The 24,058-nt window shown below is 57.3% G+C and carries 26 protein-coding genes; 18 read left to right on the top strand and 8 right to left on the bottom strand.

All coding sequences use genetic code 11. The annotated features are described in order from the left end of the window. Window positions 1-4 precede the first annotated feature (4 nt). The 12 genes from AC2FNN_RS09370 (at window position 5) to AC2FNN_RS09315 (ending at window position 8,962) form a co-directional block, all read left to right on the top strand. Window positions 5-559, top strand: coding sequence for an NnrU family protein (locus tag AC2FNN_RS09370; RefSeq protein ID WP_496758123.1), 555 nt, complete (start codon window positions 5-7; stop codon window positions 557-559). 12 nt (window positions 560-571) lie between these two features. Next, complete coding sequence (locus AC2FNN_RS09365; protein ID WP_496758121.1) at window positions 572-778, top strand: DUF1737 domain-containing protein; 207 nt, start codon at window positions 572-574, stop codon at window positions 776-778. After that, a complete protein-coding gene (locus tag AC2FNN_RS09360) occupies window positions 778-1,806 on the top strand; it encodes a MaoC family dehydratase (RefSeq protein WP_496758119.1) in 1,029 nt (342 codons plus the stop codon). The genes AC2FNN_RS09365 and AC2FNN_RS09360 overlap by 1 nt, the downstream gene beginning before the upstream one ends. Window positions 1,807-1,860: 54 nt before the next feature. After that, entirely contained in the window at window positions 1,861-2,523 is a 663-nt protein-coding gene (locus tag AC2FNN_RS09355) for a DUF1194 domain-containing protein (protein ID WP_496758118.1), read from the top strand. 214 nt (window positions 2,524-2,737) lie between these two features. Beyond that, window positions 2,738-3,124, top strand: a complete 387-nt coding sequence (gene sdhC / locus AC2FNN_RS09350) for a succinate dehydrogenase, cytochrome b556 subunit (RefSeq protein ID WP_496758116.1) — start codon at window positions 2,738-2,740, stop codon at window positions 3,122-3,124. A gap of 13 nt (window positions 3,125-3,137) precedes the next feature. Then, window positions 3,138-3,509: a succinate dehydrogenase, hydrophobic membrane anchor protein gene (gene sdhD / locus AC2FNN_RS09345; RefSeq protein ID WP_117870336.1), complete on the top strand. Its 372-nt coding sequence runs from the start codon at window positions 3,138-3,140 to the stop codon at window positions 3,507-3,509. An 18-nt stretch (window positions 3,510-3,527) separates the two neighbouring features. Continuing rightward, window positions 3,528-5,333 carry a succinate dehydrogenase flavoprotein subunit gene (gene sdhA / locus AC2FNN_RS09340; protein ID WP_496758114.1) on the top strand — a complete coding sequence of 602 codons (1,806 nt, stop codon included), beginning with the start codon at window positions 3,528-3,530 and terminating at the stop codon, window positions 5,331-5,333. A 24-nt stretch (window positions 5,334-5,357) separates the two neighbouring features. Then, complete coding sequence (locus tag AC2FNN_RS09335) at window positions 5,358-5,960, top strand: class I SAM-dependent methyltransferase (RefSeq protein WP_496758113.1); 603 nt, start codon at window positions 5,358-5,360, stop codon at window positions 5,958-5,960. Window positions 5,961-6,107: 147 nt separating this feature from the next. Next, on the top strand, window positions 6,108-6,734 hold the full coding sequence (locus tag AC2FNN_RS09330) for a sulfotransferase (RefSeq protein ID WP_496758111.1): 627 nt from the start codon (window positions 6,108-6,110) through the stop codon (window positions 6,732-6,734). A gap of 31 nt (window positions 6,735-6,765) precedes the next feature. Continuing rightward, complete coding sequence (locus AC2FNN_RS09325) at window positions 6,766-7,545, top strand: succinate dehydrogenase iron-sulfur subunit (protein WP_152456842.1); 780 nt, start codon at window positions 6,766-6,768, stop codon at window positions 7,543-7,545. 122 nt (window positions 7,546-7,667) lie between these two features. Further along, window positions 7,668-7,808 (top strand): hypothetical protein, encoded by a 141-nt coding sequence (locus tag AC2FNN_RS09320; RefSeq protein ID WP_496758109.1) that lies wholly within the window; start codon window positions 7,668-7,670, stop codon window positions 7,806-7,808. Between the two features lie 290 nt (window positions 7,809-8,098). Next, window positions 8,099-8,962, top strand: coding sequence for an urea carboxylase-associated family protein (locus AC2FNN_RS09315; RefSeq protein WP_496758108.1), 864 nt, complete (start codon window positions 8,099-8,101; stop codon window positions 8,960-8,962). A gap of 37 nt (window positions 8,963-8,999) precedes the next feature. On the opposite strand, the gene deoD is transcribed toward AC2FNN_RS09315, so the two are convergent. The 3 genes from deoD to AC2FNN_RS09300 form a co-directional block, all read right to left on the bottom strand. Beyond that, window positions 9,000-9,710: a purine-nucleoside phosphorylase gene (gene deoD / locus AC2FNN_RS09310; protein ID WP_496758107.1), complete on the bottom strand. Its 711-nt coding sequence runs from the start codon at window positions 9,708-9,710 to the stop codon at window positions 9,000-9,002. A gap of 17 nt (window positions 9,711-9,727) precedes the next feature. Further along, window positions 9,728-10,045, bottom strand: coding sequence for an H-NS histone family protein (locus AC2FNN_RS09305; RefSeq protein ID WP_496758105.1), 318 nt, complete (start codon window positions 10,043-10,045; stop codon window positions 9,728-9,730). A gap of 124 nt (window positions 10,046-10,169) precedes the next feature. Beyond that, complete coding sequence (locus AC2FNN_RS09300) at window positions 10,170-12,137, bottom strand: methylmalonyl-CoA mutase family protein (RefSeq protein WP_496758104.1); 1,968 nt, start codon at window positions 12,135-12,137, stop codon at window positions 10,170-10,172. A gap of 144 nt (window positions 12,138-12,281) precedes the next feature. Here AC2FNN_RS09300 and AC2FNN_RS09295 point away from each other — a divergent pair, with 144 nt between their 5' ends. From AC2FNN_RS09295 to AC2FNN_RS09270, 6 genes are all read left to right on the top strand, one after another. Then, window positions 12,282-13,646 (top strand): 1-acyl-sn-glycerol-3-phosphate acyltransferase, encoded by a 1,365-nt coding sequence (locus AC2FNN_RS09295; RefSeq protein WP_496758102.1) that lies wholly within the window; start codon window positions 12,282-12,284, stop codon window positions 13,644-13,646. Window positions 13,647-13,782: 136 nt separating this feature from the next. Further along, on the top strand, window positions 13,783-15,066 hold the full coding sequence (ccrA, locus tag AC2FNN_RS09290) for a crotonyl-CoA carboxylase/reductase (protein WP_170346380.1): 1,284 nt from the start codon (window positions 13,783-13,785) through the stop codon (window positions 15,064-15,066). A 369-nt stretch (window positions 15,067-15,435) separates the two neighbouring features. Next, the gene (locus AC2FNN_RS09285; RefSeq protein WP_170346381.1) at window positions 15,436-16,155 is read left to right on the top strand and encodes a helix-turn-helix transcriptional regulator; all 720 of its coding nucleotides are present in this window, start codon (window positions 15,436-15,438) and stop codon (window positions 16,153-16,155) included. An 83-nt stretch (window positions 16,156-16,238) separates the two neighbouring features. Continuing rightward, window positions 16,239-16,877, top strand: a complete 639-nt coding sequence (locus AC2FNN_RS09280) for an acyl-homoserine-lactone synthase (protein WP_496758100.1) — start codon at window positions 16,239-16,241, stop codon at window positions 16,875-16,877. A 60-nt stretch (window positions 16,878-16,937) separates the two neighbouring features. Further along, a complete protein-coding gene (locus tag AC2FNN_RS09275; RefSeq protein WP_496758098.1) occupies window positions 16,938-18,470 on the top strand; it encodes an ATP-dependent DNA helicase in 1,533 nt (510 codons plus the stop codon). Continuing rightward, window positions 18,467-19,195: an SDR family oxidoreductase gene (locus tag AC2FNN_RS09270; RefSeq protein WP_496758096.1), complete on the top strand. Its 729-nt coding sequence runs from the start codon at window positions 18,467-18,469 to the stop codon at window positions 19,193-19,195. The genes AC2FNN_RS09275 and AC2FNN_RS09270 overlap by 4 nt, the downstream gene beginning before the upstream one ends. A gap of 3 nt (window positions 19,196-19,198) precedes the next feature. Here the strand turns inward: AC2FNN_RS09270 and AC2FNN_RS09265 are convergent, their stop codons facing one another. From AC2FNN_RS09265 to AC2FNN_RS09245, 5 genes are all read right to left on the bottom strand, one after another. Further along, a complete protein-coding gene (locus tag AC2FNN_RS09265) occupies window positions 19,199-19,966 on the bottom strand; it encodes a TIGR02186 family protein (protein ID WP_496758094.1) in 768 nt (255 codons plus the stop codon). Window positions 19,967-19,968: 2 nt separating this feature from the next. Then, complete coding sequence (locus AC2FNN_RS09260; protein ID WP_224854498.1) at window positions 19,969-20,889, bottom strand: sulfite exporter TauE/SafE family protein; 921 nt, start codon at window positions 20,887-20,889, stop codon at window positions 19,969-19,971. Between the two features lie 91 nt (window positions 20,890-20,980). Further along, window positions 20,981-21,904 (bottom strand): sulfite exporter TauE/SafE family protein, encoded by a 924-nt coding sequence (locus AC2FNN_RS09255; protein ID WP_496758092.1) that lies wholly within the window; start codon window positions 21,902-21,904, stop codon window positions 20,981-20,983. A 90-nt stretch (window positions 21,905-21,994) separates the two neighbouring features. After that, complete coding sequence (locus AC2FNN_RS09250) at window positions 21,995-22,963, bottom strand: ABC transporter permease (protein ID WP_496758090.1); 969 nt, start codon at window positions 22,961-22,963, stop codon at window positions 21,995-21,997. After that, on the bottom strand, window positions 22,963-24,057 hold the full coding sequence (locus AC2FNN_RS09245; RefSeq protein WP_171634892.1) for an ABC transporter permease: 1,095 nt from the start codon (window positions 24,055-24,057) through the stop codon (window positions 22,963-22,965). The genes AC2FNN_RS09250 and AC2FNN_RS09245 overlap by 1 nt, the downstream gene beginning before the upstream one ends. Window position 24,058: the final 1 nt, after the last annotated feature.

Genomic DNA, 24,058 nt, shown 5'->3' with positions numbered 1-24,058 from the left:
CAGCATGGGCTTTGTTCTTCTGATCTTGGGCGTGGCACTGTGGTGGGCCGCGCATCTGTTCAAACGTGTGGCGCCTGAACGCCGCGCCGCGATGGGCGACGGGGGCAAGGGGGCAGTAGCCCTGGCGCTGGTCGCGTCGGTCCTGTTGATGGTGTTCGGCTATCGCATGACCGACTTCATTTATGTCTGGGCACCGCCGACCTTTCTGATTCACGTCAATAATCTGTTGGTTCTGATCGCGATCTTCATGATGAGCCCCGCGGGCACCAAAGGCCGGGTGCTGAACAAGTTTCGTCATCCGATGCTGGGTGGATTCACGCTGTGGGCCTTTGCACATTTGCTGGTGAACGGAGATCTGGCCTCGATCACCCTGTTCGGCGGTCTTCTGGCATGGGCCGTGGTCGAAGTTGTTGTGATCAACAAGGCCGAACCCGACTGGACGCCCGGTGAATCGGGAACCTATGGCAAGGATGCGATGTTCTTTGTGGCGTCGATCGTGCTGCTGGGGGTTATCGGATATATCCACGGCCTGGTCGGTCCGTCTCCGTTTGGCTCATGAGGACCTGACCCCATGGCGAAACTCTATCGTTTGTTGACCGAAGAAGACACGTCAGCCTTCTGTCACAAGGTGTCAGATGCGCTGGCGAAGGGATGGGAGCTGTACGGCGACCCGTCCTATGCCTTTGACACAGCCAACAATGTAATGCGGTGTGCACAGGCTGTGACCAAAGAGGTCGAAGCCGACTATTCCCCCGATATGAAACTGGGACAGCAGTAATGGTAAAAACAAATCCGGGCCGATTTTTCGAGGATTATTCCGTAGGGCAGGTGTTGCAACACGCCGTGCCGCGCACAGTGACCGAGGGTGAACGCGGTCTGTATCACGCGCTTTATCCCGCGCGTCACGCGCTGTATTCCTCGGACGAATTTGCCCGGGATTGCGGTTTGCCGGAAAGTCCGCTTGATGATCTGGCGGCGTTTCATCTGGTGTTCGGTAAAACGGTTCCGGATGTTTCGCTGAATGCGGTTGCCAATCTTGGCTATGGCGAAGGCCGCTGGCTGAAACCCGTCTACGCCGGTGATACCCTGCGATCTGTGTCCGAGGTGATTGGCGTCAAACAGAATTCCAACGGGAAAACAGGTGTCGTTTGGGTCCGCACCCGTGGATTGAACCAATTGGACGAAGTGGTCATCGAATACGTCCGTTGGGTCATGGTGCGCAAGGCAGACGTGAATGCGCCAGCGCCCGAAACGGTTGTTCCCGAATTGAAAAAGGCCCTGACGCCCAAAGATCTGATCGTGCCCGAAGGTCTCGATTTCTCGAATTACGACTTCGCTTTGGCCGGTGAAGCGCATCGTTGGGGCGATTATGAAATCGGTGAGAAAATCGACCACGTGGACGGCGTCACCGTGGAAGAGGCCGAACATATGCTGGCCACGCGATTGTGGCAGAACACCGCCAAGGTGCATTTCGACCTGACATTCCGCCCGGAAGGCAGGTTGATCTATGGCGGGCACGTGATCTCGATGGCCCGGACCTTGTCGTTCAATGGGCTTGCGAACGCGCAGATGATTGTCGGCCTGAATGGCGGCGCGCATGCCAACCCGTGTTTCGCGGGCGACACGATCAAGGCCTGGTCCGAAGTCCTGGATAAGGCGGAAACCGGTGTTCCCGGCGTGGGTGCGATCCGCCTGCGCCTGGTGGCGACAAAGGGTGGTGATCCGTTCGTGTTGAAGAGTGACGAGGGCCGGTATTTGCCGGATGTTCTTCTGGATCTCGATTATTGGGCGCTCATGCCGCAATAGGCGTGCTGACGGTAATGTGAGCCATTCGCGTGCAAGCCGTGCTAGGCTTGTACCATGCATATTCTGCGCGCGATATTGACCAGCGTTTGTCTGGCGCCGGCGGTTCAGGCCTGCGATCTGGCGCTGGCCCTGGCGGTTGATGTTTCCGGCTCAGTCGACACCAGCGAGTTTCGCATCCAGATGGACGGGCTGGCCGCTGGTCTGCGCGACCCGATCGTGTCCGAGGCATTGGTTCGGGGTCAGGCGCAGTTGATGCTGGTGCAATGGACCGGGTCATCGCGCCAGCAGGTTACGATCCCCTGGACCCGTGTCGACAGTTTCGCGGCGCTGGATCGTTTTGCCGATCAGGTTGCCGAAGATCCACGCATCTGGCGGAACTTCTCGACCGCGATTGGCGAGGCGCTGCATACGACGCTGGACGCATTTGATTCCGTTTCCGATTGCAAACGGAGACTGATCGATCTGTCGGGGGACGGCGTATCCAATGAAGGGGTCGAACCAACGCAGGTTCATGACGCACTGCGCAACCGCGGCATTGTCGTCAATGCGCTGGCCATCGAAGAAAGTGAACCGGACCTGACGGCCTATTTCTTTGAGAATGTCATCGTGGGCGAGGGCGCTTTTGTCGTTTCGGCCTCGGGCTTCGCGGACTACCCTGAACGAATTCGCAAGAAACTGCTGCGCGAAGTGACACAGCAAACGGCGGGCCTTAAATGACAGTCAGGAGATTCGTGATCACATGCCTTTGGTCTTGAAATCGCTAACATTGATGAAGGGGAATGTAAAATGTGATCACGACAATATTTTGTGTGATCACATACCTGAATAATCCGCCAAATTGCGCTGAATTTAGTGGTTTTTGCACCCGCAGCACGTGACAGTGTCGCAAAAACCAGTAAAACGTTCGGTAGCCAACCGAAAAGGAGCCGCCATGGCCGATGTAAATCGGGGCAACCGCCCACTTTCGCCGCACCTGTCGATCTATCGTCCACAGCTGACGTCGGTCACATCCATCCTGACACGCATCACCGGAAACGCGCTTCTGCTGGCGGCGCTGCTGATTGTCTGGTGGTTTCTGGCCGCAGCAACTTCGCCCGAAGCCTTCGCCGTTGCGAACGGAGTGATTACTTCGGTGCTTGGTGATCTGGTGATGGCTCTGTCTGTTTGGGGTCTTTGGTATCACACGCTGGCCGGTGTGCGGCACCTGATCTGGGACAATGCGGTTGGTCTGGACCTTCCCACAGCGACAAAGCTGGGCTGGGCCGTTGTCATCGGATCGGTCGTGCTGACCCTTCTGACCCTTGTCCTCGTCGCGTGATTGGAGGCCTGACATGCGTTATCTGACCGACCGCAAACGCGCCGCTGGCCTTGGCTCGGCGAAATCCGGCACCGCCCATTTCTGGGCGATGAAAGTCAGCTCGGTGGCTCTGCTGATCCTTGTGCCTTTGTTTGTTTTCACCTTCGGCCCGGTTCTGGGTCAGCCGTTTGACGTGGTGCTCGAGTATTATTCGCGGCCCTTCCCGGCCATCGTGGCAGCACTGACGCTGGCGGTTGGCTTCAAACACTTCGCAGACGGTGCGCAGGTGATGCTTGAGGACTATGTTCACGGCACGCTTGAAAAGGTCCTGATCATTCTGGTGACCTGCCTGTCCTACGGTGCGGCTGCGGCCGGCATCTTCGCCATCGCGCGCATTGCCCTTTAATTCCCGGAGCTGAAAGAAATGGCTGCATACGAATACGAAACGCATGAATATGACGTGGTCGTTGTCGGCGCCGGTGGGGCCGGTCTGCGGGCGACATTGGGTATGGCGGAACAAGGCCTGCGCACGGCCTGCGTGACCAAGGTTTTCCCAACCCGTTCGCATACTGTGGCGGCTCAGGGCGGTATCGCCGCGTCGCTGTCGAATATGGGTCCCGATCATTGGCAATGGCACATGTACGATACCGTCAAGGGCTCGGACTGGTTGGGCGACACCGACGCGATGGAGTACCTTGCCCGCGAGGCGCCAAAGGCGGTCTACGAGCTGGAGCACTATGGCGTTCCGTTCAGCCGGACGGAAGAAGGCAAGATTTATCAGCGCCCCTTCGGTGGACACACTACTGAATTCGGAGAAGGTCCTGCGGTACAGCGCACCTGTGCAGCCGCCGACCGGACCGGCCACGCGATCCTGCATACTCTGTATGGCCAGTCGCTCAAGAACAATGCTGAGTTCTATATCGAATATTTTGCCATCGACCTGATCATGTCCGATGACCGCCAGTGTCAGGGTGTTGTCTGCTGGAAGCTGGACGATGGCACGATGCATGTCTTCAATGCCAAGATGGTGGTTCTGGCGACCGGCGGCTATGGCCGCGCCTATTTCAGCGCAACCTCGGCACATACCTGCACCGGCGATGGCGGCGGCATGGTGGCGCGCGCGGGCTTGGCACTGCAGGATATGGAATTCGTTCAGTTCCACCCCACCGGCATCTACGGATCGGGCTGCCTGATCACCGAAGGCGCACGTGGCGAGGGCGGGTATCTGACAAACTCGGAAGGTGAACGGTTCATGGAGCGCTATGCGCCCCAGTACAAGGACCTCGCACCACGCGATTACGTTTCGCGTTCGATGACCATGGAAATCCGCGAGGGACGTGGCGTAGGGGCCGAAGGGGATCACATTCACCTGAACCTCAGCCATTTGCCTGCCGAGGCTCTGGCGGAGCGCCTGCCCGGTATCTCGGAAAGCGCCAAGATTTTTGCGGGTGTGGATGTCACCAAGGAACCGATACCGGTTCTGCCCACCGTGCATTACAACATGGGCGGTATTCCCACGAACTATTGGGGTGAGGTTCTGAACCCAACAGCCGACGATCCGACGGCGGTCGTTCCCGGTTTGATGGCCGTTGGCGAAGCCGGCTGTGCCTCGGTCCACGGGGCGAACCGACTGGGATCGAACTCGCTGATTGACCTTGTGGTCTTTGGCCGGGCGGCAGCGATCCGGGCTGGCAAGGTTGTCGACGCGGAATCCGCCAACCCGGTTCTGAACCAGGCGTCGGTCGACCAAGCGTTTGACCGTTTTGATGCGGTGCGTAACGCCAGCGGTTCAATCCCAACCGCCGATCTGCGGCTTGAGATGCAAAAGACCATGCAGGCGGATGCGGCCGTGTTCCGAACCGCCAAGACCATGGCCGAAGGCGTCGAGAAGATGACAGCGATTGCCGCAAAGATGGACGACCTGAAGGTCACAGACCGTTCATTGGTCTGGAACAGCGATCTGATGGAAACCCTTGAACTGACCAACCTGATGCCAAACGCGCTTGCCACCATCGTCGGCGCCGAGGCCCGCAAGGAATCCCGAGGGGCCCACGCGCATGAGGACTTCAGCAAGCGTGATGACGAAAACTGGCGTGTTCACACGGTCAGCCGGGTCGAGGGCAACAAGGTTGAGCTCAGCTATCGTCCGGTCATCGTTGATCCGCTGACGACCGAGGACCAAGGCGGTATCAGCTTGCAGAAAATCGCGCCCAAAGCGCGGACGTTCTAAGGGCTGGTCAGGAACAGGGGCAAGATGGCTGAGTTTTCTTCGACCGATTATTGGCAACGCCGATATGAGCGCGGCAAGACCTCGGGGGCGGGGTCTTACGGGCGTCTTGCTGTCTACAAAGCGAACTTCATCAACACGATGGTCGAGATGGAAGGCGTGGACTCGGTTGTAGAGCTGGGATCGGGCGACGGAAATCAGGCGCAATTGTTTGATATCCCGAAATATACCGGTCTAGATGTCTCGGACCTCTGCGTTCGGCGCTGCAACGAAGTTTTTCGATCCCGTCCCAATTGGGTGTTCAAAAACGCCGATTCCGAGGTTGAGCCGCATGACGTTTCTCTTTCGTTGGATGTCATTTATCATCTGACCGAAGACAGCGTTTTCGAAAACTACATGCGGCGCTTGTTCGGGCTGGCAAATCGTTTTGTCGTTATCTATTCGTCTGATTTTGACCGGAATCCTTCCAACCAGCATGTGCGTCATCGCCCGTATTCCCTTTGGGTTGAAGAATTCATGCCCGGCTGGCAGCTCTATTGTGAAGAAGAGAACCCGTTTGCCGTCAAAGGGCATGCTGCGCATGCCTCAAAGAACAGCTTTGCCGCGTTCAAGGTGTTCGAGCGGAGTTGAACGAGTGATTGGCGCAAGCACCATATCGACCCTGGAAGTCAAACAAGCCGCTTTTGATTCCGTCACATGCCGGAAGGGCGTTCAACAAAGCGTAAGTCACGCTGAAACCCCAGGCGCATCGCGGCGTATGCCTTGCTGGTGCTTGCAATGACGGTCGAGAAACTCCAATCCGGGCAAAGCGATCCCAAGATCATCCTGATCGGCTTGAACCGATGTGCGACGACCTCGTTTCACAAACTGTTTCAGAACAGCGGGATTCCTTCGGTGCATTGGAAAAATGAACAGGGTCTAAACCTTGCACATCGCATGGTAACCAATATTGCCATGGGGCGCAGACCGCTGGATGGGTTTGGTGCCGTCCGGGCCTTCACCGATATCGCCTTTGTCAATTCACGCTTTATGCTGGACGGCGCGCGGTTCTTTCGAGAGCTGCACGCGGCTTACCCGGACGCCTATTACTTGCTGAACACGCGCAATCGCGATGACTGGATCGCATCACGTGCCAACCATTCCGGCGGTAGGTACCTAGAGCGATGCTGCAAGGCCAATGGACAGACGACCGACGAGGTAAAACGGGGCTGGGCGCATATGTATGACGTGCACCATTCCGAGGTCCAAGCTTTCTTTGACGACAACCCGCGCTTTCTGCGCTTTGATATCGACCGGGACGATCCGCAAACCCTTGCGAATTGGCTATCGCCGGATTTCGACGTGAACATCGCCCATTGGGGGCATTATAACCGAGGGGCGTCTGAATGCGCCCGGACAGGCTGAAAGGCGGCCTTGTGCTGAATGGAGAATTGACATGGTTCAACTGACCCTGCCCAAGAATTCCCGGATTACCACCGGCAAGACCTGGCCAAAGCCGGACGGCGCCACGAACGTGCGCAAGTTCCAGATCTATCGTTGGAACCCCGACGACGGGCAGAACCCGCGTGTCGACACCTATTTCGTTGATATGGATACATGCGGTCCGATGGTACTGGACGCGCTGATCAAGATCAAAAACGAGATCGATCCGACGTTGACGTTCCGCCGGTCTTGCCGCGAAGGCATCTGTGGATCCTGCGCGATGAATATCGATGGGATCAACACGCTGGCCTGTATCTATGGCATGGATGAGATCAAGGGCGATGTTAAGATTTACCCGCTGCCGCATATGCCTGTGGTCAAAGACCTGATCCCTGATCTGACCCATTTCTATGCCCAGCATGCATCCATCATGCCATGGCTGGAAACCAAGACCAACCGCCCTGCAAAGGAATGGAAGCAGTCGATCGAAGACCGGAAAAAGCTGGACGGTCTCTATGAATGCGTGATGTGCGCCAGTTGCTCGACCTCGTGCCCGAGCTATTGGTGGAATGGTGATCGCTATCTTGGCCCCGCGGCCTTGCTGCATGCCTATCGCTGGATCATCGACAGCCGGGATGAGGCGACGGGTGAACGTCTGGATGAGCTGGAAGATCCGTTCAAGCTCTATCGCTGCCACACCATCATGAACTGCGCCAAGACCTGCCCCAAAGGTTTGAACCCGGCCAAGGCGATTGCCGAGATCAAGAAGATGATGGTCGAACGCGCGGTTTAAGCACTTGCGCCGCATTGCGGTAAGCGCATGTCGATCTTGCAAAATAAGGTGGTGTAGCCCCGGCTGCATTGCCCTATTTTTTGGTGAGGGAGGAGTGATGAGTTCGAGTCAGGATCACTCCGATGAATACAAACACATCCAAACAAAAAATCGACGCTAAAGAGGCGCTGAAACTGCTGGAGCAGGCATGGGCCTACTACACGCCGGAGCCGGTTAAAGCCGACAAAGAGCCCGAGCTGTTCGAATACGCAAACGCGGCCTGATACGGGCGGCAAGGCTTGCAAACTGGCGATTTATCGGCAAAGCAGAGGGATGCCTGTTCTTCTGCTTCTTCTGGCGGCCGGCGTGTTTGCCTATTTCCTCTGGCGCTCGCGCCATTCCGGGCTGACACGTGATTGCAGGTGGCGGCAGGACAAGAGCCACGGTATCTGGCGGTGCAGCTTTTGCGGTGCCGAAATCACTGCACTGGACCAACCTTTGCGGTGTTTGAGGGCGCGTGACCCCTAAAAGATAGGGCTTTCCGAGGGCTGAATAATGCGCCACTCTGCCCGGCATGACCGTATCAGAAAACACTCTTCACCCGCCTGAAGATGCCGAAGCCCGTCGCGCGGTTGCCCCTGTCATCTGTTACCCGAACGAGGCATTGCCGCGACCGGATGTACCTTGGATGAGGTCCCTTCGCGAACGCGCAAGCAAAACGGGCGAAGTGCTGGTGCCGCCACGTGATGCGCGTTGTTTCGAAGTGCCCGCTGGCCATTTCTTTCGCATCACTTCCGTCGAGGGGCCGCAGGTTGGCGACCTGAACCTCTGGAACCGAAACGACCTGTCGGAACGCTTCTATTCCGGAAAAACCCGGGCGCTGCATGGCACGCATCTGACCACCGGAGAGCGGATGTGGTCCAGTTTCCCTCATCTGCGCCCGATGGCCACGATTATTGCGGATACGCTGGGGTGGTACGGAATCGATTCCTATGGGGGGTCGGTTCATGACGTCATCGGCACGCGGTGCGATCCGTATACGGGCAACCTTTTGTCCGGTACGCAATACCACCATTGCTGCCATTCCAACCTGACCCGCGCGCTTGCGGATCACCTCAATATTCCGCTGACCGAAGCCGAACCAGCGGTGCACGACGTCCTGAACGTCTTCATGTGTACCGGTTTCACCCGCGACACAGGTCAGTACTTCATGAAAGCCTCACCCGTGCGGCCCGGGGATTTTCTGGAATTCTTTGCCGAGATTGATTTGCTGGGCAACCTCAGCGCCTGCCCGGGCGGGGATTGTTCCTCGGAACATTCCTCGGACACGGCTGCCTGCCACCCCTTGCTGGTCGAGGTGTTCGCTCCTACCAGTGATGATTTGAAGGGGTGGGACAGCCCTGCGAGCAATGGATATGATCGCTCGCACGGGCGATAGCAACAGCAGGCACCCGTTTCCTCGTGCCTGCCCACCATCAGCTGTTGGGGAACGCAGCCTGAAGCGCGATTCCCACCATTTCACCAAAGCTGCTTTCACGTTCTGACGATGGCAGAGCCTCTCCGGTCAACAGGTGGTCGGAAACAGTGAGAACGGCCAGAGCGCGGCATTTGTGGCGCGCCGCCAGAATATAGAGTTCGGCCGCTTCCATCTCGACCCCCAGAATGCCGTGACGCACCATCTGTTCGTTGAGATCTGGACGCTCGTCATAAAAGACATCTGACGAGTAAATTCCACCAACATGGGTCGGCGTTCCCTTGGCGGCAGCCGCGGTGGCGGCAGCTTGCAGCAACCCCCAATCGGCGCAGGGCGCAAAGTTGAGCTCTTTCAGGATGCCGCGCGACGGCGTGCTCAGCGTGGTTGATGTCATGGCCAGAATAACGTCACGAATTTTGACGCTGTCCTGCATCCCCCCGCAGGATCCAATGCGGATCAGGGTTTTCGCATCGTAATCGCGGATCAACTCGTTTACATAAATGGAAAGAGACGGCATTCCCATGCCGCTTCCCTGAATTGTAACGGGATTTCCCTTCCAGTTTCCGGTAAAGCCAAGCATTCCCCGAACGTTATTGACCTGTTTGACATCGTCCAAAAACGTCTCGGCCGCCCATTTCGCCCGGTAGGGATCACCGGGCAAAAGTACGGTTTCAGCTATTTCGCCTTTTTCGGCGCCAATATGAATTGTCATTTTCTAAATCGCTCAGATTAGATTTCCAGATCAGAAATATCCGCGCCTGCCGTCAGCGCGTCATGCACCCATTGAGGTTTGCGGCCGCGACCGGTCCAGGTTTGATCGGGATTTTCCGGATTGCGGTATTTAGCCATTGTTTTTGTTGGTTTAACGCTGCGTGACGTTTCTCCGGACAGTTCAGACAAAGAGAAGCCGAATTCTGCCGCAGCCTTTTCTGCAGCTTTCAAAGCCTCCTGACGTTCGCGTTTTTCTGCCTTGATCAAAGCTTTTTCAACGTCATTGCGCAAAGCCAAAAGGTCTTTGCGTGACATATTCTCAAGATTGATCCCCATCATTCTTCTCCATCAGATAATAATTACGGTGCACATGAGCGCGCACCGTAATTCCAATTATCCGCTTATTCCATCCCGAATTTTTCAGAGACGGAAACAGGAGAAAAAGTGCCTTTAAGCTAATTTACTCTGCGGCGAGGTTCCGAGGATCCGCCAGAGTAACAATATCGCCCATTATCGAATTGAGTTCGAAGTTTTTCGGGGTGTAGACCTTGGCCACACCCATGGATTTCAGTTTTTCGGCATCTTCGTCCGGAATAATGCCACCCACCACGACTGGGATATGAGACAACCCCGCCTGCCGCAGACGTTCCATGACGTCTTTGACCAGTGGCAGGTGGCTGCCGGACAGGATCGACAATCCAATGACATGCGCGTCATCTTCGCGGGCGGCAGCAACGATTTCTTCGGGTGTCAGGCGAATGCCTTCATAGCTGATGTCCATACCGCAATCGCGGGCACGGAAGGCGATCTGTTCGGCACCGTTGGAATGGCCGTCCAGTCCGGGCTTGCCTACAAGGAACTTCAGGCGCCGGCCCAGCCTGTCGCTGATGGCATCAACGGCGGCACGCAGGTCGTCCAGCCCTTCGGTCTTGTTCGAAACAGACCCCGAAACACCAGTTGGGCCGCGATAGGTTCCGTAGACTTTGCGCATCTCTTCGGCCCATTCGCCCGTCGTCGCGCCGGCCTTTGCGGCGGCAATGGACGGTTCCATGATGTTTGCCCCGGTCTGTGCCGCTTCGCGCAGCGCGGCCAGGGCCGCTGTTACGGCCGCTTCGTCCCGTTCTGCGCGCCACGTGTTCAGGCGGTCGATTTGTTCTTGTTCCACGGCAGGATCAACAACCATGATGCCACCGTCTTCGGTTTGCAGTGGTGATGCCTCGCCTTCGATCCATTTGTTCACACCAACGACAACAGTTTCGTTGCGCTCGATCCGGTTCAGGCGTTCAGCGTTGGAATCCACCAGTCGGGACTTCATGTATTCGATCGAAGCGACCGCGCCGCCCATCGAATCCAGGTTGGAGAGTTCGGCCCGCGCGCCTTCTTTCAGCTCTTTCACCTTGGCATCGACAGCGGGGTTGCCATCGAACAGATCATCGTATTCCAGCAGATCGGTTTCGTAGGCCAGGATCTGCTGCATCCGCATCGACCACTGCTGGTCCCACGGGCGCGGCAGGCCAAGCGCCTCGTTCCAAGCGGGCAATTGCACGGCACGGGCGCGCGCATTCTTCGACAGGGTTACGGCCAGCATCTCGATCAGGATGCGATAGACGTTGTTTTCGGGCTGCTGCTCGGTCAGGCCCAGAGAGTTCACCTGCACGCCATACCGGAATCGACGGAATTTCGGATTTTCAACGCCATAGCGTTGTTGCAGGATCTCATCCCAAAGATCCACGAAGGCACGCATTTTGCACATTTCGGTGACAAAGCGGATGCCAGCATTCACAAAAAAGGAAATCCGACCGCAGAGCGCCGGGAAATCCTCGGCAGGTACTCGTGGGCGCAATTCGTCCAGCACAGCGATGGCCGTGGCCAGGGCATACGCCAGCTCCTGCTCTGGCGTCGCACCCGCCTCTTGCAGGTGATACGAGCACACGTTCATCGGGTTCCATTTCGGAACATTGGTATAGCAATACTCGGCCACGTCCGCGATCATCTTGAGCGACGGTTTGGGCGGGCAAACATAAGTGCCGCGGCTCAGGTATTCCTTGATCAGGTCGTTTTGAACCGTGCCCTGTAGTTTGGATACATCCGCGCCTTGCTCCTCTGCGACGGCGATATAGAGGGCCAAAAGCCATGGCGCAGTGGCGTTGATCGTCATCGAGGTGTTCATCTGCTCCAGCGGGATCTGGTCGAACAGAACCCGCATGTCGCCCAGATGACAGACCGGCACACCGACCTTGCCGACTTCACCGCGGGCCAAGGTGTGGTCGCTGTCATAGCCTGTTTGCGTGGGCAGATCGAAGGCCACGGACAGACCGGTTTGGCCTTTCGCAAGATTCCCCCGATAAAGCGCGTTCGAGGCTTTGGCCGTGGAATGACCGGCATAGGTTCGGATGAGCCAGGGGCGATCTTTCTGCGTCTGCGTCATAGCGGGGCCTCGCGTTTCAGTGGGCAATAAAATTTCGTCTTGAGGTTCTAAAGCGCAATTTTCGGGACATGTCAATTCGCTGCGTTGCGGCATGTCGCAATTGTTCAGATTGTGGGCGGCGGTGATTGGTGGCAATCTGCCGCCATGACGCAAACCGTGGAACTTCCGCTTTGGCTTTTCGTGCTGATCGTGGTCTTTGCCATGGTCACTTTCGCATCGCATTTCCTGTTTCCGTCCGTCCGCTGGTTTTTCCGTCGTAGACTGGAACGCGCGGTGGCGCGCCTGAACCAGCGCCTTCAACGCCCGATCCAGCCCTTCAAGCTGGCGCGTCGGCATGACATGATCCAGCGCTTGATTTATGATCCGCAGGTTGGCCACGCGGTTCAGCAACATGCCCGTGAAACCGGTATGCCCGAGGCCGTCGCCTCGGAGCAGGCACGTCGTTATGCCCGAGAGATCGTTCCGTCCTTTTCGGCCTTCGCCTATTTCAGCTTTGCGATCCGGCTGGCCCGCTTGCTGAGCAACACATTCTACGAGGTGCGGCTTAGCTACCAGGACGAAGACTCCGTCAGGAATATTGACCCCGAAGCTACGGTTGTCTTTGTCATGAACCACCGGAGCAACATGGATTACGTATTGGTCACGTATCTTGCAGCCCGACATTCTGCGCTGTCTTATGCTGTCGGAGAGTGGGCCCGGGTCTGGCCACTCAGCCGATTGATCCGGGCGATGGGGGCGTATTTTATCCGGCGCAAGTCCGGCAGCGAACTCTATCGTCAGGTTCTGTCCACCTATGTGCGCCACGCAACCGAAGCCGGCGTAACTCAAGCCATGTTTCCAGAAGGCGGGCTGAGTCTGACCGGGGCCATTGCGCGCCCCAAGCTTGGACTGCTCAAATACATTATGGATGGAACGTCGCCGCAGGGGCGCGATGTGGTGTTTGTCCCGGTTGCCTTGAATTATGACCGTGTGTTGGAAGACACCATCCTGACCCGCGCGGCACTTGGAACAGAGCGGCGGTTTCGCGCACGGATTGGCGTCATCACGCGCTGGATATTGAAACAGATTTGGCGTCGTTTGATCGGCCGATACAAGCGGTTCGGTCTGGCGTCTGTCCGGTACGGCAGGCCGATCTCTCTGAGGGAATTCCGGGCTGAGGGCAGTGACGACATGATGACCGATTTGGCCCGGGCGCTGATGCAGCGTATCCAGCATGCTATACCGCTGGTGCCGGCACCAGCGGCCTGTTTGCTGGTGCGCGACAACGGCCCGATGTCCGAAGCAGACGTTCTGTTACAAATTCGACAGATGATGGAGCGCGATGATCCGCAAGCCAAGGACAATTCGCAGGCCATATCAAATGCTTTGGATCAACTGGTTGAGCGCCGGATTCTGAACCGACAGGGGGGTATGCTGTCCGTATCAGGTCAGCGCGGCGATCTTCTGGACTATTACGCCGCATCCGTCTCGGCGGACTCAGGAAGCCGCATTTCTGCGTCTGCAAAATAACTTTCTGCAACCGCTGGGTCATAAAATTACAATATGACGCCAAAAACGGTTGCAATATTACTCGGTGCCCAATATTCCAGTCTGTGAAGCGCGCGATTCTGCGTCGCGGCAAAGGCACTGAAAAGAGGAGGCCGGCATGGCTTTGGACACCGAAAGTGGTATCGCGTCGTACGAGGCACCTGAAAAAGATCTGTATGAAATGGGTGAAATCCCACCCATGGGATATGTCCCAAAGCAAATGTATGCTTGGGCCATCCGCAAAGAACGTCATGGTGAGCCGAACACCGCCATGCAGCAGGAAGTTGTGGATGTTCCGACCTTGGACAGCAACGAAGTGCTGGTTCTGGTTATGGCCGCAGGGGTCAACTACAACGGCGTCTGGGCCGCTCTGGGGCAGCCAATCAGCCCGTTTGACGGCCACAAAGCACCCTATCACATCGCGGGTTCGGATGCGTCGGGCATCGTTTGGGCCGTTGGCGACAAGGTAAAGCGCTGGAAAGTTGGCGATGAGGTTGTGATCCACTGCAACCAGGACGACGGCGATGACGAGGAATGCAACGGCGGTGATCCGATGTATTCGCCCAGCCAGCGGATCTGGGGCTATGAAACACCGGATGGCTCGTTCAGCCAGTTCACCCGCGTGCAGGCACAGCAGCTTATGCCGCGCCCCAAGCATCTGACATGGGAAGAAGCGGCGTGCTACACCCTGACGCTGGCAACCGCGTACCGGATGCTGTTTGGCCACGAACCGCACGACCTAAAACCGGGTCAGAACGTGCTGGTCTGGGGCGCGTCGGGCGGTCTGGGATCCTATGCGATCCAATTGATCAATACCGCAGGCGCAAATGCGATCGGTGTGATTTCAGACGAAAGCAAGCGTGATTTCGTTATGGGTCTGGGCGCCAAAGGTGTTCTGAACCGTCGCGACTTTAACTGCTGGGGACAATTGCCCACGGTCAACACACCGGAATATGCCGAATGGTTCAAAGAGGCCCGTAAGTTCGGCAAGGCGATCTGGGACATCACCGGCAAAGGTAACAATGTCGATATGGTGTTCGAACACCCGGGTGAAAGCACTTTCCCGGTATCGACCTTCGTTGTGAAAAAAGGCGGTATGGTCGTGATTTGCGCCGGAACATCGGGTTTCAACTGTACATTCGATGTGCGCTACATGTGGATGCACCAAAAGCGTTTGCAGGGCTCGCACTTTGCTCATCTGAAGCAGGCGGCAGCCGCGAACAAGCTGATGGTCGAGCGCCGCCTTGACCCCTGCATGTCCGAGGTGTTCACCTGGAACGACCTGCCTGAAGCACACATGAAAATGCTGCGGAACGAGCACAAGCCGGGCAATATGTCCGTTCTTGTTCAGGCGCCGCGTACTGGTCTGCGTACCCTCGAGGAAGTCCTGGACGCAGGTTGATAACCCGCCAGGGTTGTAGACAAAAAAACACCCGCGAATCACTTTGCTGGTTCGCGGGTGTTTTGTGTTTTTCAGGACTCTGAATATCTTTCAAATGTTTGCATTTTTGCCCATCGCTATTTTTGGGGAGTAGAAACCGGCGAATAGGCTGAAAAAGATCATACATGTTATGGTTGTGTTAACCCTTCGTTAACTGTTTCAGAGAGACCCTGATGGCGCAAAATGAGTGGATATTGGACGTATTGTCGGACCTCAATGCTTTCGCCGTTGCGAATGGTTTGAGCGCGCTTGCAGAGCAGCTTGATGACACAAGACTGATCGCGGCTGCCGAGATTGCGTCCCTGAAGAACGAGGTACGGGCGCCCGCGGATGGCAACGAAGGTCGATTTGGGTCAAATCCTTCAGGATTTGGAAAACACCAACACGCTTGAAGAACTCAGCGCCGTAGCTGAGCGTTTGCGGGACGCGTTGAAGGTCGAGCACCTTACGTATCACTGGGTTGACGGTGCCGGAGATCAATACGGCTACACCACCTATTCAGACGCCTGGGATGAGCGCTACAGGGAAAAAAACTATCACCGTATCGACCCTGTGATCCTGGGGTGTTTCCAGCGGTTTCATCCGGTTGACTGGAAGTCGCTGGATTGGTCCGGCAAGGTGGCAAAGGCCTTCCTTCTGGATGCGCAAAGCCATGGCGTTGGCAATCAGGGGTATTCCATCCCAATTCGGGGTCCAAATGGTCAGTTTGCCCTGTTCACGGTCAACCACAGTTGTGATGATCAAACCTGGAAGAACTTTATCTCGACTTACGGGCGAGATTTGATTCTTGTTGCGCATTACATAAATCGCAAGGCACTGGAGTTTGAAAAAGACAGGCAGCCGGACTGCCCGCGCAGCTTGTCGCCAAGGGAAATCGACGCGATCACACTTTTGGCGTTGGGTTACAGCCGCGCCCAAGTGGCCCATTCCCTGACGATTTCCGAGCATACGTTGCGCGTTTACATTGAAAGCGCGCGCTCAAAGCTGGGCGCACATAACACAACCCACGCAATCGCCACGGCGCTCAGCCGAGGATTAATAGTCGTTTAAGGGGTGAACGGCCTCCACACGCAAAATTAACCACGACTCTGTACTCCCTTCGTTCCTGCACAGGACGACAAGGGGAACAAGTCATGTTGCGTTATCTATATGCCGATGAGTTACACAGATTTCCGACTCTGGCAGAGGGGATGTTCAAAGATCGTGCGGATCAGTTCAAGACCCGGTTGGGGTGGGATGTCCACGTCAACGAGAAGGGCGAAGAACGGGACGAATACGATGATCTCAATCCGCTTTATGTCATCTGGGAAGAGCCGGATGGCAACCACGGAGGGTCGATGCGTGTATTGCCTACGACCGGTCGGGTGATGATCAATGAGGTTTTTGGTCATCTGAATGGTGGCAAGCCGATTTGCAGCCCGTTGATCTGGGAGGTCACCCGGTTCTGCCTGTCCCGAACAGCCAGCCCACATACTGCCGGCGCCATCATGTTGAGCGGCGGTGAAATGATGGAAGGTTTCGGCCTGACGCATATTGCCGGCGTATTCGATGCAAGGATGATCAGAATCTATCGCCTGATCGGGTCATCGCCCGAGGTTCTGGGAACCCAGGGCAGCGGGCGCGATCAGATTTCAGTCGGATTATGGCCCTATTCCGCGGACGACTGCAACCGAGTGGCCGAGCGTGCGGGCATCCCGCGCGACCTGTCTCGGATGTGGTTCAAAGCCGCATTCGGGCCGAAGAGGCAGCACCGGTTCGCCCTGTCCGCTTAAGTGCCGGAAAACGCCAATCCACATCTGGTGATGGTCGGCGCGGCCCTGTAGGGTCGCGCCATGTCCTTGCCGAATGTAACGTTCTCAGATGATCAGGCCGCCGCGTATGACAGCATCGCCGAGATGCTGCGGGCAGCAGGTGTTGATCTCGAAGATGATGCCCTTCTGAAACTGCCAGGCGCAGGAAAATCTGGTGTGATGGCCGTGATCGGCAAGGCCGGATCGGGCAAAACGCTGCTGTTGGCCGAGCTGTACAAGGCACTTGCAGAGACGGGTGTTCAGATCGTGTCCGGCGATTATGAAAGCCGCAAATCGAAAGACAAGCGCAGCCTTGCCATCCTGGCCCCAACGAACAAGGCTGCAAGCGTTCTGCGATTGCGCGGCGTGCCTGCGACCACGATTCACCGCATATTGTACACGCCGGTTTATGATCCGGAATACGAGCGTATTGCGGAATGGCTGGCCGGCAATGACGAACGCCCCGATATCGAAGGTTTGACGGATGAAGCCTTGGATCGTGCGGCTGCTTTTTATCAAAACAACAAATCGATCCCCGGGGCGTTGGCCGCCGCCGGTTTGCGAGGGTCGGATTTCATCACAGGGTGGAAGCGCCGTGACGAACCGTTGGATATCGGGTTCGTCGATGAGGCGTCGATGCTGGACGATCGTCAGTTCGATGATCTCAAAGAGATTTTCCCGACCCTTCTGTTGTTCGGCGATCCGGCTCAGCTGGCACCGGTAAATCAGTCCGGCAGCATGGTGTTCGAGGCTTTGCCCGAGCCCAGGAAGCTGACACTTCAGCGCGTGCACCGCCAGGATGCAGACAACCCAATTCTGGATCTTGCGCATGCGCTGGCTGACCCGGCAATGGGCTTCGAGGATTTCGAGCGACTGATCGAAGAAACAGCCCGTCGGGATGACCGCGTTGTCTGGGGCCAGCGGGTTGAGGTCGATCTGATGGCCCGAAGCCCGGTTCTCGTCTGGCGCAACGCCACGCGCATTCGTTTGATACAGGCCTTCAGGCAAGTTCACGGCGCACCGGACACAGAATTGCTGGAAGGTGAACCGCTCATTTGTGATGGGATCGAATTGCCCCTGAAACATCGCAAGAAACGGTTGGACCTTGAGGCGCGCGGGCTGATCAAAGGAGCGCAGGTGGTGTATCTGGGGCCGGGGCGAAAGCCGGGGTTCTCGCGTCTTCACGTGATGGGGGCCGAAGACCCGCAGGTCAGCGCCGCGTCTATTGTTCAGATCGAAAAACCGGACGAGGAAGAGCCGTTTATTCCCTATGCCGCCCGCATGGGGGCGACATTTTTGCACGGGGCGGCCGTGACGATCCACAAGGCGCAGGGGTCACAATGGGATACGGTTCAGGTGTTCGCTCCGGATGTCTATGCCGCCGCTCGCATGGGCCGGACCGAGGCCGGGCAGCCATTGTGGAAGCGTTTGGCATATGTCGCGATCACGCGCGCGCAAGAGCGGTTGATCTGGGTGGTGCGAAATCGCCTGTCAAAGCCCACGCACCCCCTGCGTGTGGATGACTTGAGGGCGATTCCGGCGACTTCGCTGACATTGGAGGCGGAAGAGACATGAAATCCATCATCGTAACGGGTGCCAGTTCGGGTATTGGCCGGGCAACGGCCCTGCTGTTTTTGTCCCAAGGGTGGACGGTCGGGCTGTTGGCGCGCAGCAAGGAAAAGCTGGAAGCCCTGGCAAACGAGCATCAGGGGGCCATTGTCCTGCCTGGGGATGTGACCGACCCGAATGCGGTTGAACGGGCTTTCCAATCTTTTACCGACCGCACGGGGCGGCTGGATGTTCTGTTCAACAATGCCGGGATCTTTGCGCCGGGCGGTACGATTGACGAGATCGCTCTGGACGATTGGTACCAAAGCGTCAACGTGAACCTGAACGGCATGTTCCTCTGCGCGCGCGAAGCCTTCAGGATCATGCGCCACCAAAACCCGCAGGGCGGCCGGATCATAAACAACGGCTCGATAGCGGCACATGTTCCGCGGCCGAATTCGGTACATTATTCGGCCACAAAGCACGCCATTACAGGGCTGACGCGCAGCCTTTCGCTGGATGGGCGTCGCTTTGGAATCGCCTGCGGGCAGATCGATATCGGAAATGCGCGCACGCAGATGGTTCAGGGCCTTGTGGACGCGGCGCAGGCCGCTGGCGAGACACCGGACCCGACGATGGCCGTCGAAGACGCCGCGCGTTCGGTTCTGCATATGGCAAGCCTGCCGCCCGAGGCCAACGTGCAGTTCATGACCGTCATGGCCACGACCATGCCCTATATCGGCCGAGGGTGACGGTTACTTTTCTCGCAACAGCCGGAAGGCTGTCGAGGCGCCCCAGCCTGCCGCAATCGCTATGACCAGCGACATCAGACCGTACCAGACGGGTTGCTGGCGGGACATATTGTACAAAAAACGCTCCAGGCCGACTTTCCGGACATCAATGATCGTTTCATATTGCGAGACGACCTCTCCGCCACGGGTCAGGAATATCCGGGCCGTATAATCGCCTTCGGTCAGGTCGGCGGGCATATCGATCGAGGTGCGGAACAGGGTCTGTTCATCCACTGCCACGGTATTTTCGCGGATCGAATACAGGTGTTCGTGTTCTCGAATTCGTATCACGGCATCTGCAAAATCCTGTGCGCCCCGGATGTGCATCGCGGCACCGACCGAGCGGATCGCGCGTTCGATCGAAACTCGGTAGCGCAGGTCTTCGGTGTCGGACAGGATGTCGTCAAAGGGTCCGCTGGTTGCGACGGCGTAAAAGCTGGGTGCAAGATCGACAAGAACACTGTCGGTGTTCACCCAGATTCCAAGCTTGCGCTCCTTGCGTCGCACGGTGACAGGCTCGGACGGACCCGCAACCGCGACGATGACTTCGACCGGAGGACCTGAAGGGATTGGGGTTTCCCGCTTGATAGCCCCAAAAATCAAAAGCTCCGATCCGTCGAATGTCGCGGTGATGGCAACCCGGTCCTGGCTGAGACCAAGGACAACCTGCTCTTCCGCCGCCAAAGCGGGCATGCAGAACAAGCACAGGGCGGCAATAAACGAACGCAGCATCCTCAGTGCCCTCCACCGCTGCCAAGCGAGTAGAGCTCGGCAGGTTCAATAAGCAGATCAAGTGCCAGCTTGCCACATACGGCCAGTACCAGAGCGGCAAGCAGCACGCGCAATTGTTCCGCCGGCATCCGGGCTCCGATCACGGTTCCGATCTGGGCGCCAATGACGCCGCCCACCAGCAACAAGACCGCCAGAACAACATCAACCGTATAGTTGGTGGTGGCGTGCAGCATCGTGGTGAAGGCTGTCACAAAGATGATCTGGAACAGCGACGTGCCGACAACGACCTTGGTCGGCATACCCAGCAAATAGATCATGGCAGGAACCATGATGAAGCCGCCGCCAACGCCCATGATTGCGGACAAAACCCCAACGCACAGACCGACCAAAGCCGGCGGGATGACCGAGATATACAGGCCCGAGGTGCGGAAACGCATTTTGAAGGGCATGGCATGGACCCAGCCCCGCTGCCGGCGCTTGGCAGGGGCCGCGCCGCCCTTCTTGGCTTTACGCAGGGCTCTCAGGCTTTCGACAAACATCAGGCTGCCAATGACGCCAAGAAAAACAACGTAACAGAGTGTCACCAGCAGATCGACCTGACCCAGGCTTTTGAGATAGTTGAAGACAACCACGCCCAAAGCGGCCCCGACAAGCCCGCCAATCAGCAATACCGTTCCCATTTTGAGGTCCACGGTCTTTCGTCGGAAATGTGCCAGAACTCCGGAAAAGGATGATGCGACGATCTGATTGGCTTCGGTAGCAACAGCCACCGCCGGCGGAATACCGATGAAGAACAGCAGCGGGGTCATCAAAAAGCCGCCACCGACACCGAACATGCCGGACAGGATGCCGACCATGCCGCCCAACCCCAACAAGAGGAAAGCGTTTACTGAGACTTCGGCGATGGGCAGGTAAATGTGCATGGTACCGTTACTTTGCGTATGGCCGTGGCTTGCCTGTTATGGGTTGAGAATTCAAGGGTGGTAATTGTCGTGTGCCGTGGGTCAAACAACATCAAACTCCCCCGGGTTCCGCCAAAGAAAAGATCTCTTCTGGCGGTAAAAAAAGGTCGAACCCGATTTTTCCGGCGACGCCCATGACAAGAAGTGCCAAAAGGATACGCAACTGTTCGGCTTTCAGACGTGCACCAATCTGCGTTCCCAATTGCGCACCCAAAACACCGCCCAGCAACAGGAACAGGGCGAGGACAACATCGACACTGTAGTTGGTCGACGCATGTATCATCGTTGTGAACCCGGCAACGAAAATGATCTGGAACAGGGATGTCCCGATAACCACCTTTGTCGGGATGCCAAGGACATAGATCATTGCGGGAACCATGATGAACCCACCGCCGACTCCCATGATCGCCGACAAAACACCAACGCCGAAACCGACCAGCGCCGGAGGTATGACCGAGATGTAAAGTCCAGATGCCGGGAACCGCTTCTTGAACGGCAGGGCGTGAACCCAGGTTCGCTGACGTCGTTTGGGGGCAGCGCCATTGCCTGACTGGCTGGCCTTTCGGATGGCCGCAAGGCTTTCGATAAACATCAGGGTTCCGATGGCGCCCAAAAACACGACATAGCAAAGCTGTACCGCCAGATCGACCTGCCCGAGATGCTTCAGGAAATTGAAAACCACCATTCCAAGGGCCGCACCAAACAGCCCTCCGGCCAGCAGAACGCTTCCCATTTTCAGGTCCACGGTTTTGCGTCTGAGATGGGCCAGCAAGCCCGAAATGGACGAGGCAACAACCTGATTTGCTGATGTCGCTACAGCAACCGCCGGGGGTATGCCGATAATGAACAGCAACGGGGTGATCAGAAACCCGCCTCCGACCCCGAACATACCGGACAGAATGCCGACAGCCCCGCCGATCCCCAAAAGCAGGAATGGGCTGACAGAAACTTCTGCTATGGGAAGGTATACGTGCATACCCTCTTAGAACGGTTGCGGCATGCAAAATCAACTCTGCATGCCGCTCCGCAGCGAACAGGACCGAAACTCAGTTCGGAACTGGCCTTATCAGCGCTCTTTGACGTAGGGTTCTCCGCCCGCCCGAGGTGGGATGGCTTTGCCGACGAACCCGGCAAGAATCACCACCGTCAGGATATAGGGCAGGGCGTCCATCACCTGCACGGGAATCACGACGCCACCCAGGTCGATATTTTGGAACCGCAGCGCGATCGCTTGCAGCAGGCCGAACAGCAAGCAGGCCCACATGGCATGCCACGGGCGCCACTTGGCAAAGATCAGCGCGGCCAAGGCGATAAAGCCACGACCGGCGGTCATTTCCTTGACAAACCCTGCCTGCAAGGCCGTAGCCAGATAGGCGCCTGCAATGCCGCACAGCACACCACAGATGGCGACCGCGGCGAACCGCAGGCCAACCACCGAGACACCGGCGGTGTCCACTGCGGCCGGGTTCTCACCCACCGCCCGCAGGCGCAGACCGAACCGGGTGCGATACAAAATCCACCAGGTGGTCGGAACCATCAGGAACGCGACATAAACCAGGATCGAGTGGCCCGAGAGCAGTTCGGAATAGATGGGACCGATAATCGGCACACCGCTGATGGACTCGGCGAATGGGAAGTTGATCGGTTCGAACCGGCCCCCGCCAAACAGGGATGGTGTCCGCCCACCTTGCTGAAACCAGCTTTGCGCGACCAGGACGGTCAGGCCCGAGGCCAGAAAGTTGATGGCCACGCCCGATATCAATTGGTTGCCCCGGAAAGTGATCGACGCCAGCCCGTGCAGGCCCGACAGCAACAAAGAGGATGCGATACCAGCCAGCAGGCCCAGCCAAACCGACCCTGTGACAGCTGCGATTGCAGCCGAAAAGAATGCCGACATCAACATCTTGCCTTCGAGACCGATGTCGAAGATCCCGGCCCGTTCCGAAAACAGACCGGCCAGACAGGCAAGCAGCAGTGGGGTGGACAGGCGAATTGTCGAATCCAGAACCTGAATGAGGGTTACGAAAAATTCCATCACTCAGCCCTCTTCCGCATACCCAGGAACAGTTTTTCAAGCGGCATGCGCACCATGTTGTCCAATGCGCCAGTGAACAGGATGACCAATGCCTGAATGACCACGATCAGTTCCCGCGGAATTGAAGCCCAGAGCGCAAGCTCGGCGCCACCCTGATACAGAAATCCGAACAAGAGCGCGGCCAGAAACACACCGAACGGATGTGAACGCCCCATCAGGGCCACGGCGATGCCAATGAAGCCCGCGCCTTCGGTCGAGTTCATAACAAGTCGCTCGGCTTCGCCCATGACGTTATTGATGGCCATCAGCCCCGCCAGCCCGCCGGAAATCAGCATCGCGACAATCGTGATGCGCACAGGTGAAATACCGGCATAGACAGCGCCGGTCTCAGAATGGCCGTAAGCCCGGATTTCATAACCCAGGCGCGTGCGCCAGATCAGTGCCCAGACTACGACGCAGGCAAGCAATGCGATGAAAAAGGTGATGTTCGCCGGGGCGCCGCGGAAAACAACGTTCTCTGCGGTCGAGAACATTTCCTGGAAGGAGGGCAGATGCACGCTTTCAGAGAACCGCGCGGTGGCCGGGTCCTGCGACCCTTGGGGGCGCATGACATTGACCAGCATGTAATTCAGGAAAGCAGCTGCGATGAAGTTGAACATGATCGTGGTGATCACGATATGGCTGCCGCGCTTAGCCTGAAGATAGGCCGGAATGGCCGCCCAAAGCGCTCCGAACAGCATCGATGCTGCACAGGCGGCAAGCAAGGCAATGCTCCAATGCGGCCAGTCGACATAAAGACAGACCATGGCCACGCCCAGCCCGCCCAGCATTGCCTGACCTTCGCCCCCGATGTTGAACATACGGGCATGGAAGGCGACGGCCACCGCAAGACCGGTAAACATGAAGTTTGTCGCGTAATAGAGCGTATAGCCCCAGCCATAGGTCGACCCCAGCGCACCAGTGACCATCAGTTTGACGGCTTCGACAGGGTTTTCGCCGATGGCGAGGATGACCAGCGCCGAAAGGATTGCGGCCAGTATCAGACTGATCAGCGGGATCAGAACGACATCGGCCCATTTAGGCATTTTTTCCATG

It is taken from the genome of Ruegeria sp. BHSA118, from assembly GCF_059613405.1.
This window is presented reverse-complemented; position numbering and strand designations above follow the sequence as displayed.

What these genes read in the sequence shown, in the direction of transcription:
- AC2FNN_RS09370 (WP_496758123.1), top strand. Translation starts at nt 5, where the DNA reads ATGGGCTTTGTTCTTCTGATCTTGGGCGTGGCACTGTGGTGGGCCGCG.
- AC2FNN_RS09365 (WP_496758121.1), top strand. Translation starts at nt 572, where the DNA reads ATGGCGAAACTCTATCGTTTGTTGACCGAAGAAGACACGTCAGCCTTC.
- AC2FNN_RS09360 (WP_496758119.1), top strand. Translation starts at nt 778, where the DNA reads ATGGTAAAAACAAATCCGGGCCGATTTTTCGAGGATTATTCCGTAGGG.
- AC2FNN_RS09355 (WP_496758118.1), top strand. Translation starts at nt 1,861, where the DNA reads ATGCATATTCTGCGCGCGATATTGACCAGCGTTTGTCTGGCGCCGGCG.
- sdhC (WP_496758116.1), top strand. Translation starts at nt 2,738, where the DNA reads ATGGCCGATGTAAATCGGGGCAACCGCCCACTTTCGCCGCACCTGTCG.
- sdhD (WP_117870336.1), top strand. Translation starts at nt 3,138, where the DNA reads ATGCGTTATCTGACCGACCGCAAACGCGCCGCTGGCCTTGGCTCGGCG.
- sdhA (WP_496758114.1), top strand. Translation starts at nt 3,528, where the DNA reads ATGGCTGCATACGAATACGAAACGCATGAATATGACGTGGTCGTTGTC.
- AC2FNN_RS09335 (WP_496758113.1), top strand. Translation starts at nt 5,358, where the DNA reads ATGGCTGAGTTTTCTTCGACCGATTATTGGCAACGCCGATATGAGCGC.
- AC2FNN_RS09330 (WP_496758111.1), top strand. Translation starts at nt 6,108, where the DNA reads ATGACGGTCGAGAAACTCCAATCCGGGCAAAGCGATCCCAAGATCATC.
- AC2FNN_RS09325 (WP_152456842.1), top strand. Translation starts at nt 6,766, where the DNA reads ATGGTTCAACTGACCCTGCCCAAGAATTCCCGGATTACCACCGGCAAG.
- AC2FNN_RS09320 (WP_496758109.1), top strand. Translation starts at nt 7,668, where the DNA reads ATGAATACAAACACATCCAAACAAAAAATCGACGCTAAAGAGGCGCTG.
- AC2FNN_RS09315 (WP_496758108.1), top strand. Translation starts at nt 8,099, where the DNA reads ATGACCGTATCAGAAAACACTCTTCACCCGCCTGAAGATGCCGAAGCC.
- deoD (WP_496758107.1), bottom strand. Translation starts at nt 9,710, where the DNA reads ATGACAATTCATATTGGCGCCGAAAAAGGCGAAATAGCTGAAACCGTA.
- AC2FNN_RS09305 (WP_496758105.1), bottom strand. Translation starts at nt 10,045, where the DNA reads ATGGGGATCAATCTTGAGAATATGTCACGCAAAGACCTTTTGGCTTTG.
- AC2FNN_RS09300 (WP_496758104.1), bottom strand. Translation starts at nt 12,137, where the DNA reads ATGACGCAGACGCAGAAAGATCGCCCCTGGCTCATCCGAACCTATGCC.
- AC2FNN_RS09295 (WP_496758102.1), top strand. Translation starts at nt 12,282, where the DNA reads ATGACGCAAACCGTGGAACTTCCGCTTTGGCTTTTCGTGCTGATCGTG.
- ccrA (WP_170346380.1), top strand. Translation starts at nt 13,783, where the DNA reads ATGGCTTTGGACACCGAAAGTGGTATCGCGTCGTACGAGGCACCTGAA.
- AC2FNN_RS09285 (WP_170346381.1), top strand. Translation starts at nt 15,436, where the DNA reads ATGGCAACGAAGGTCGATTTGGGTCAAATCCTTCAGGATTTGGAAAAC.
- AC2FNN_RS09280 (WP_496758100.1), top strand. Translation starts at nt 16,239, where the DNA reads ATGTTGCGTTATCTATATGCCGATGAGTTACACAGATTTCCGACTCTG.
- AC2FNN_RS09275 (WP_496758098.1), top strand. Translation starts at nt 16,938, where the DNA reads ATGTCCTTGCCGAATGTAACGTTCTCAGATGATCAGGCCGCCGCGTAT.
- AC2FNN_RS09270 (WP_496758096.1), top strand. Translation starts at nt 18,467, where the DNA reads ATGAAATCCATCATCGTAACGGGTGCCAGTTCGGGTATTGGCCGGGCA.
- AC2FNN_RS09265 (WP_496758094.1), bottom strand. Translation starts at nt 19,966, where the DNA reads ATGCTGCGTTCGTTTATTGCCGCCCTGTGCTTGTTCTGCATGCCCGCT.
- AC2FNN_RS09260 (WP_224854498.1), bottom strand. Translation starts at nt 20,889, where the DNA reads ATGCACATTTACCTGCCCATCGCCGAAGTCTCAGTAAACGCTTTCCTC.
- AC2FNN_RS09255 (WP_496758092.1), bottom strand. Translation starts at nt 21,904, where the DNA reads ATGCACGTATACCTTCCCATAGCAGAAGTTTCTGTCAGCCCATTCCTG.
- AC2FNN_RS09250 (WP_496758090.1), bottom strand. Translation starts at nt 22,963, where the DNA reads ATGGAATTTTTCGTAACCCTCATTCAGGTTCTGGATTCGACAATTCGC.
- AC2FNN_RS09245 (WP_171634892.1), bottom strand. Translation starts at nt 24,057, where the DNA reads ATGGAAAAAATGCCTAAATGGGCCGATGTCGTTCTGATCCCGCTGATC.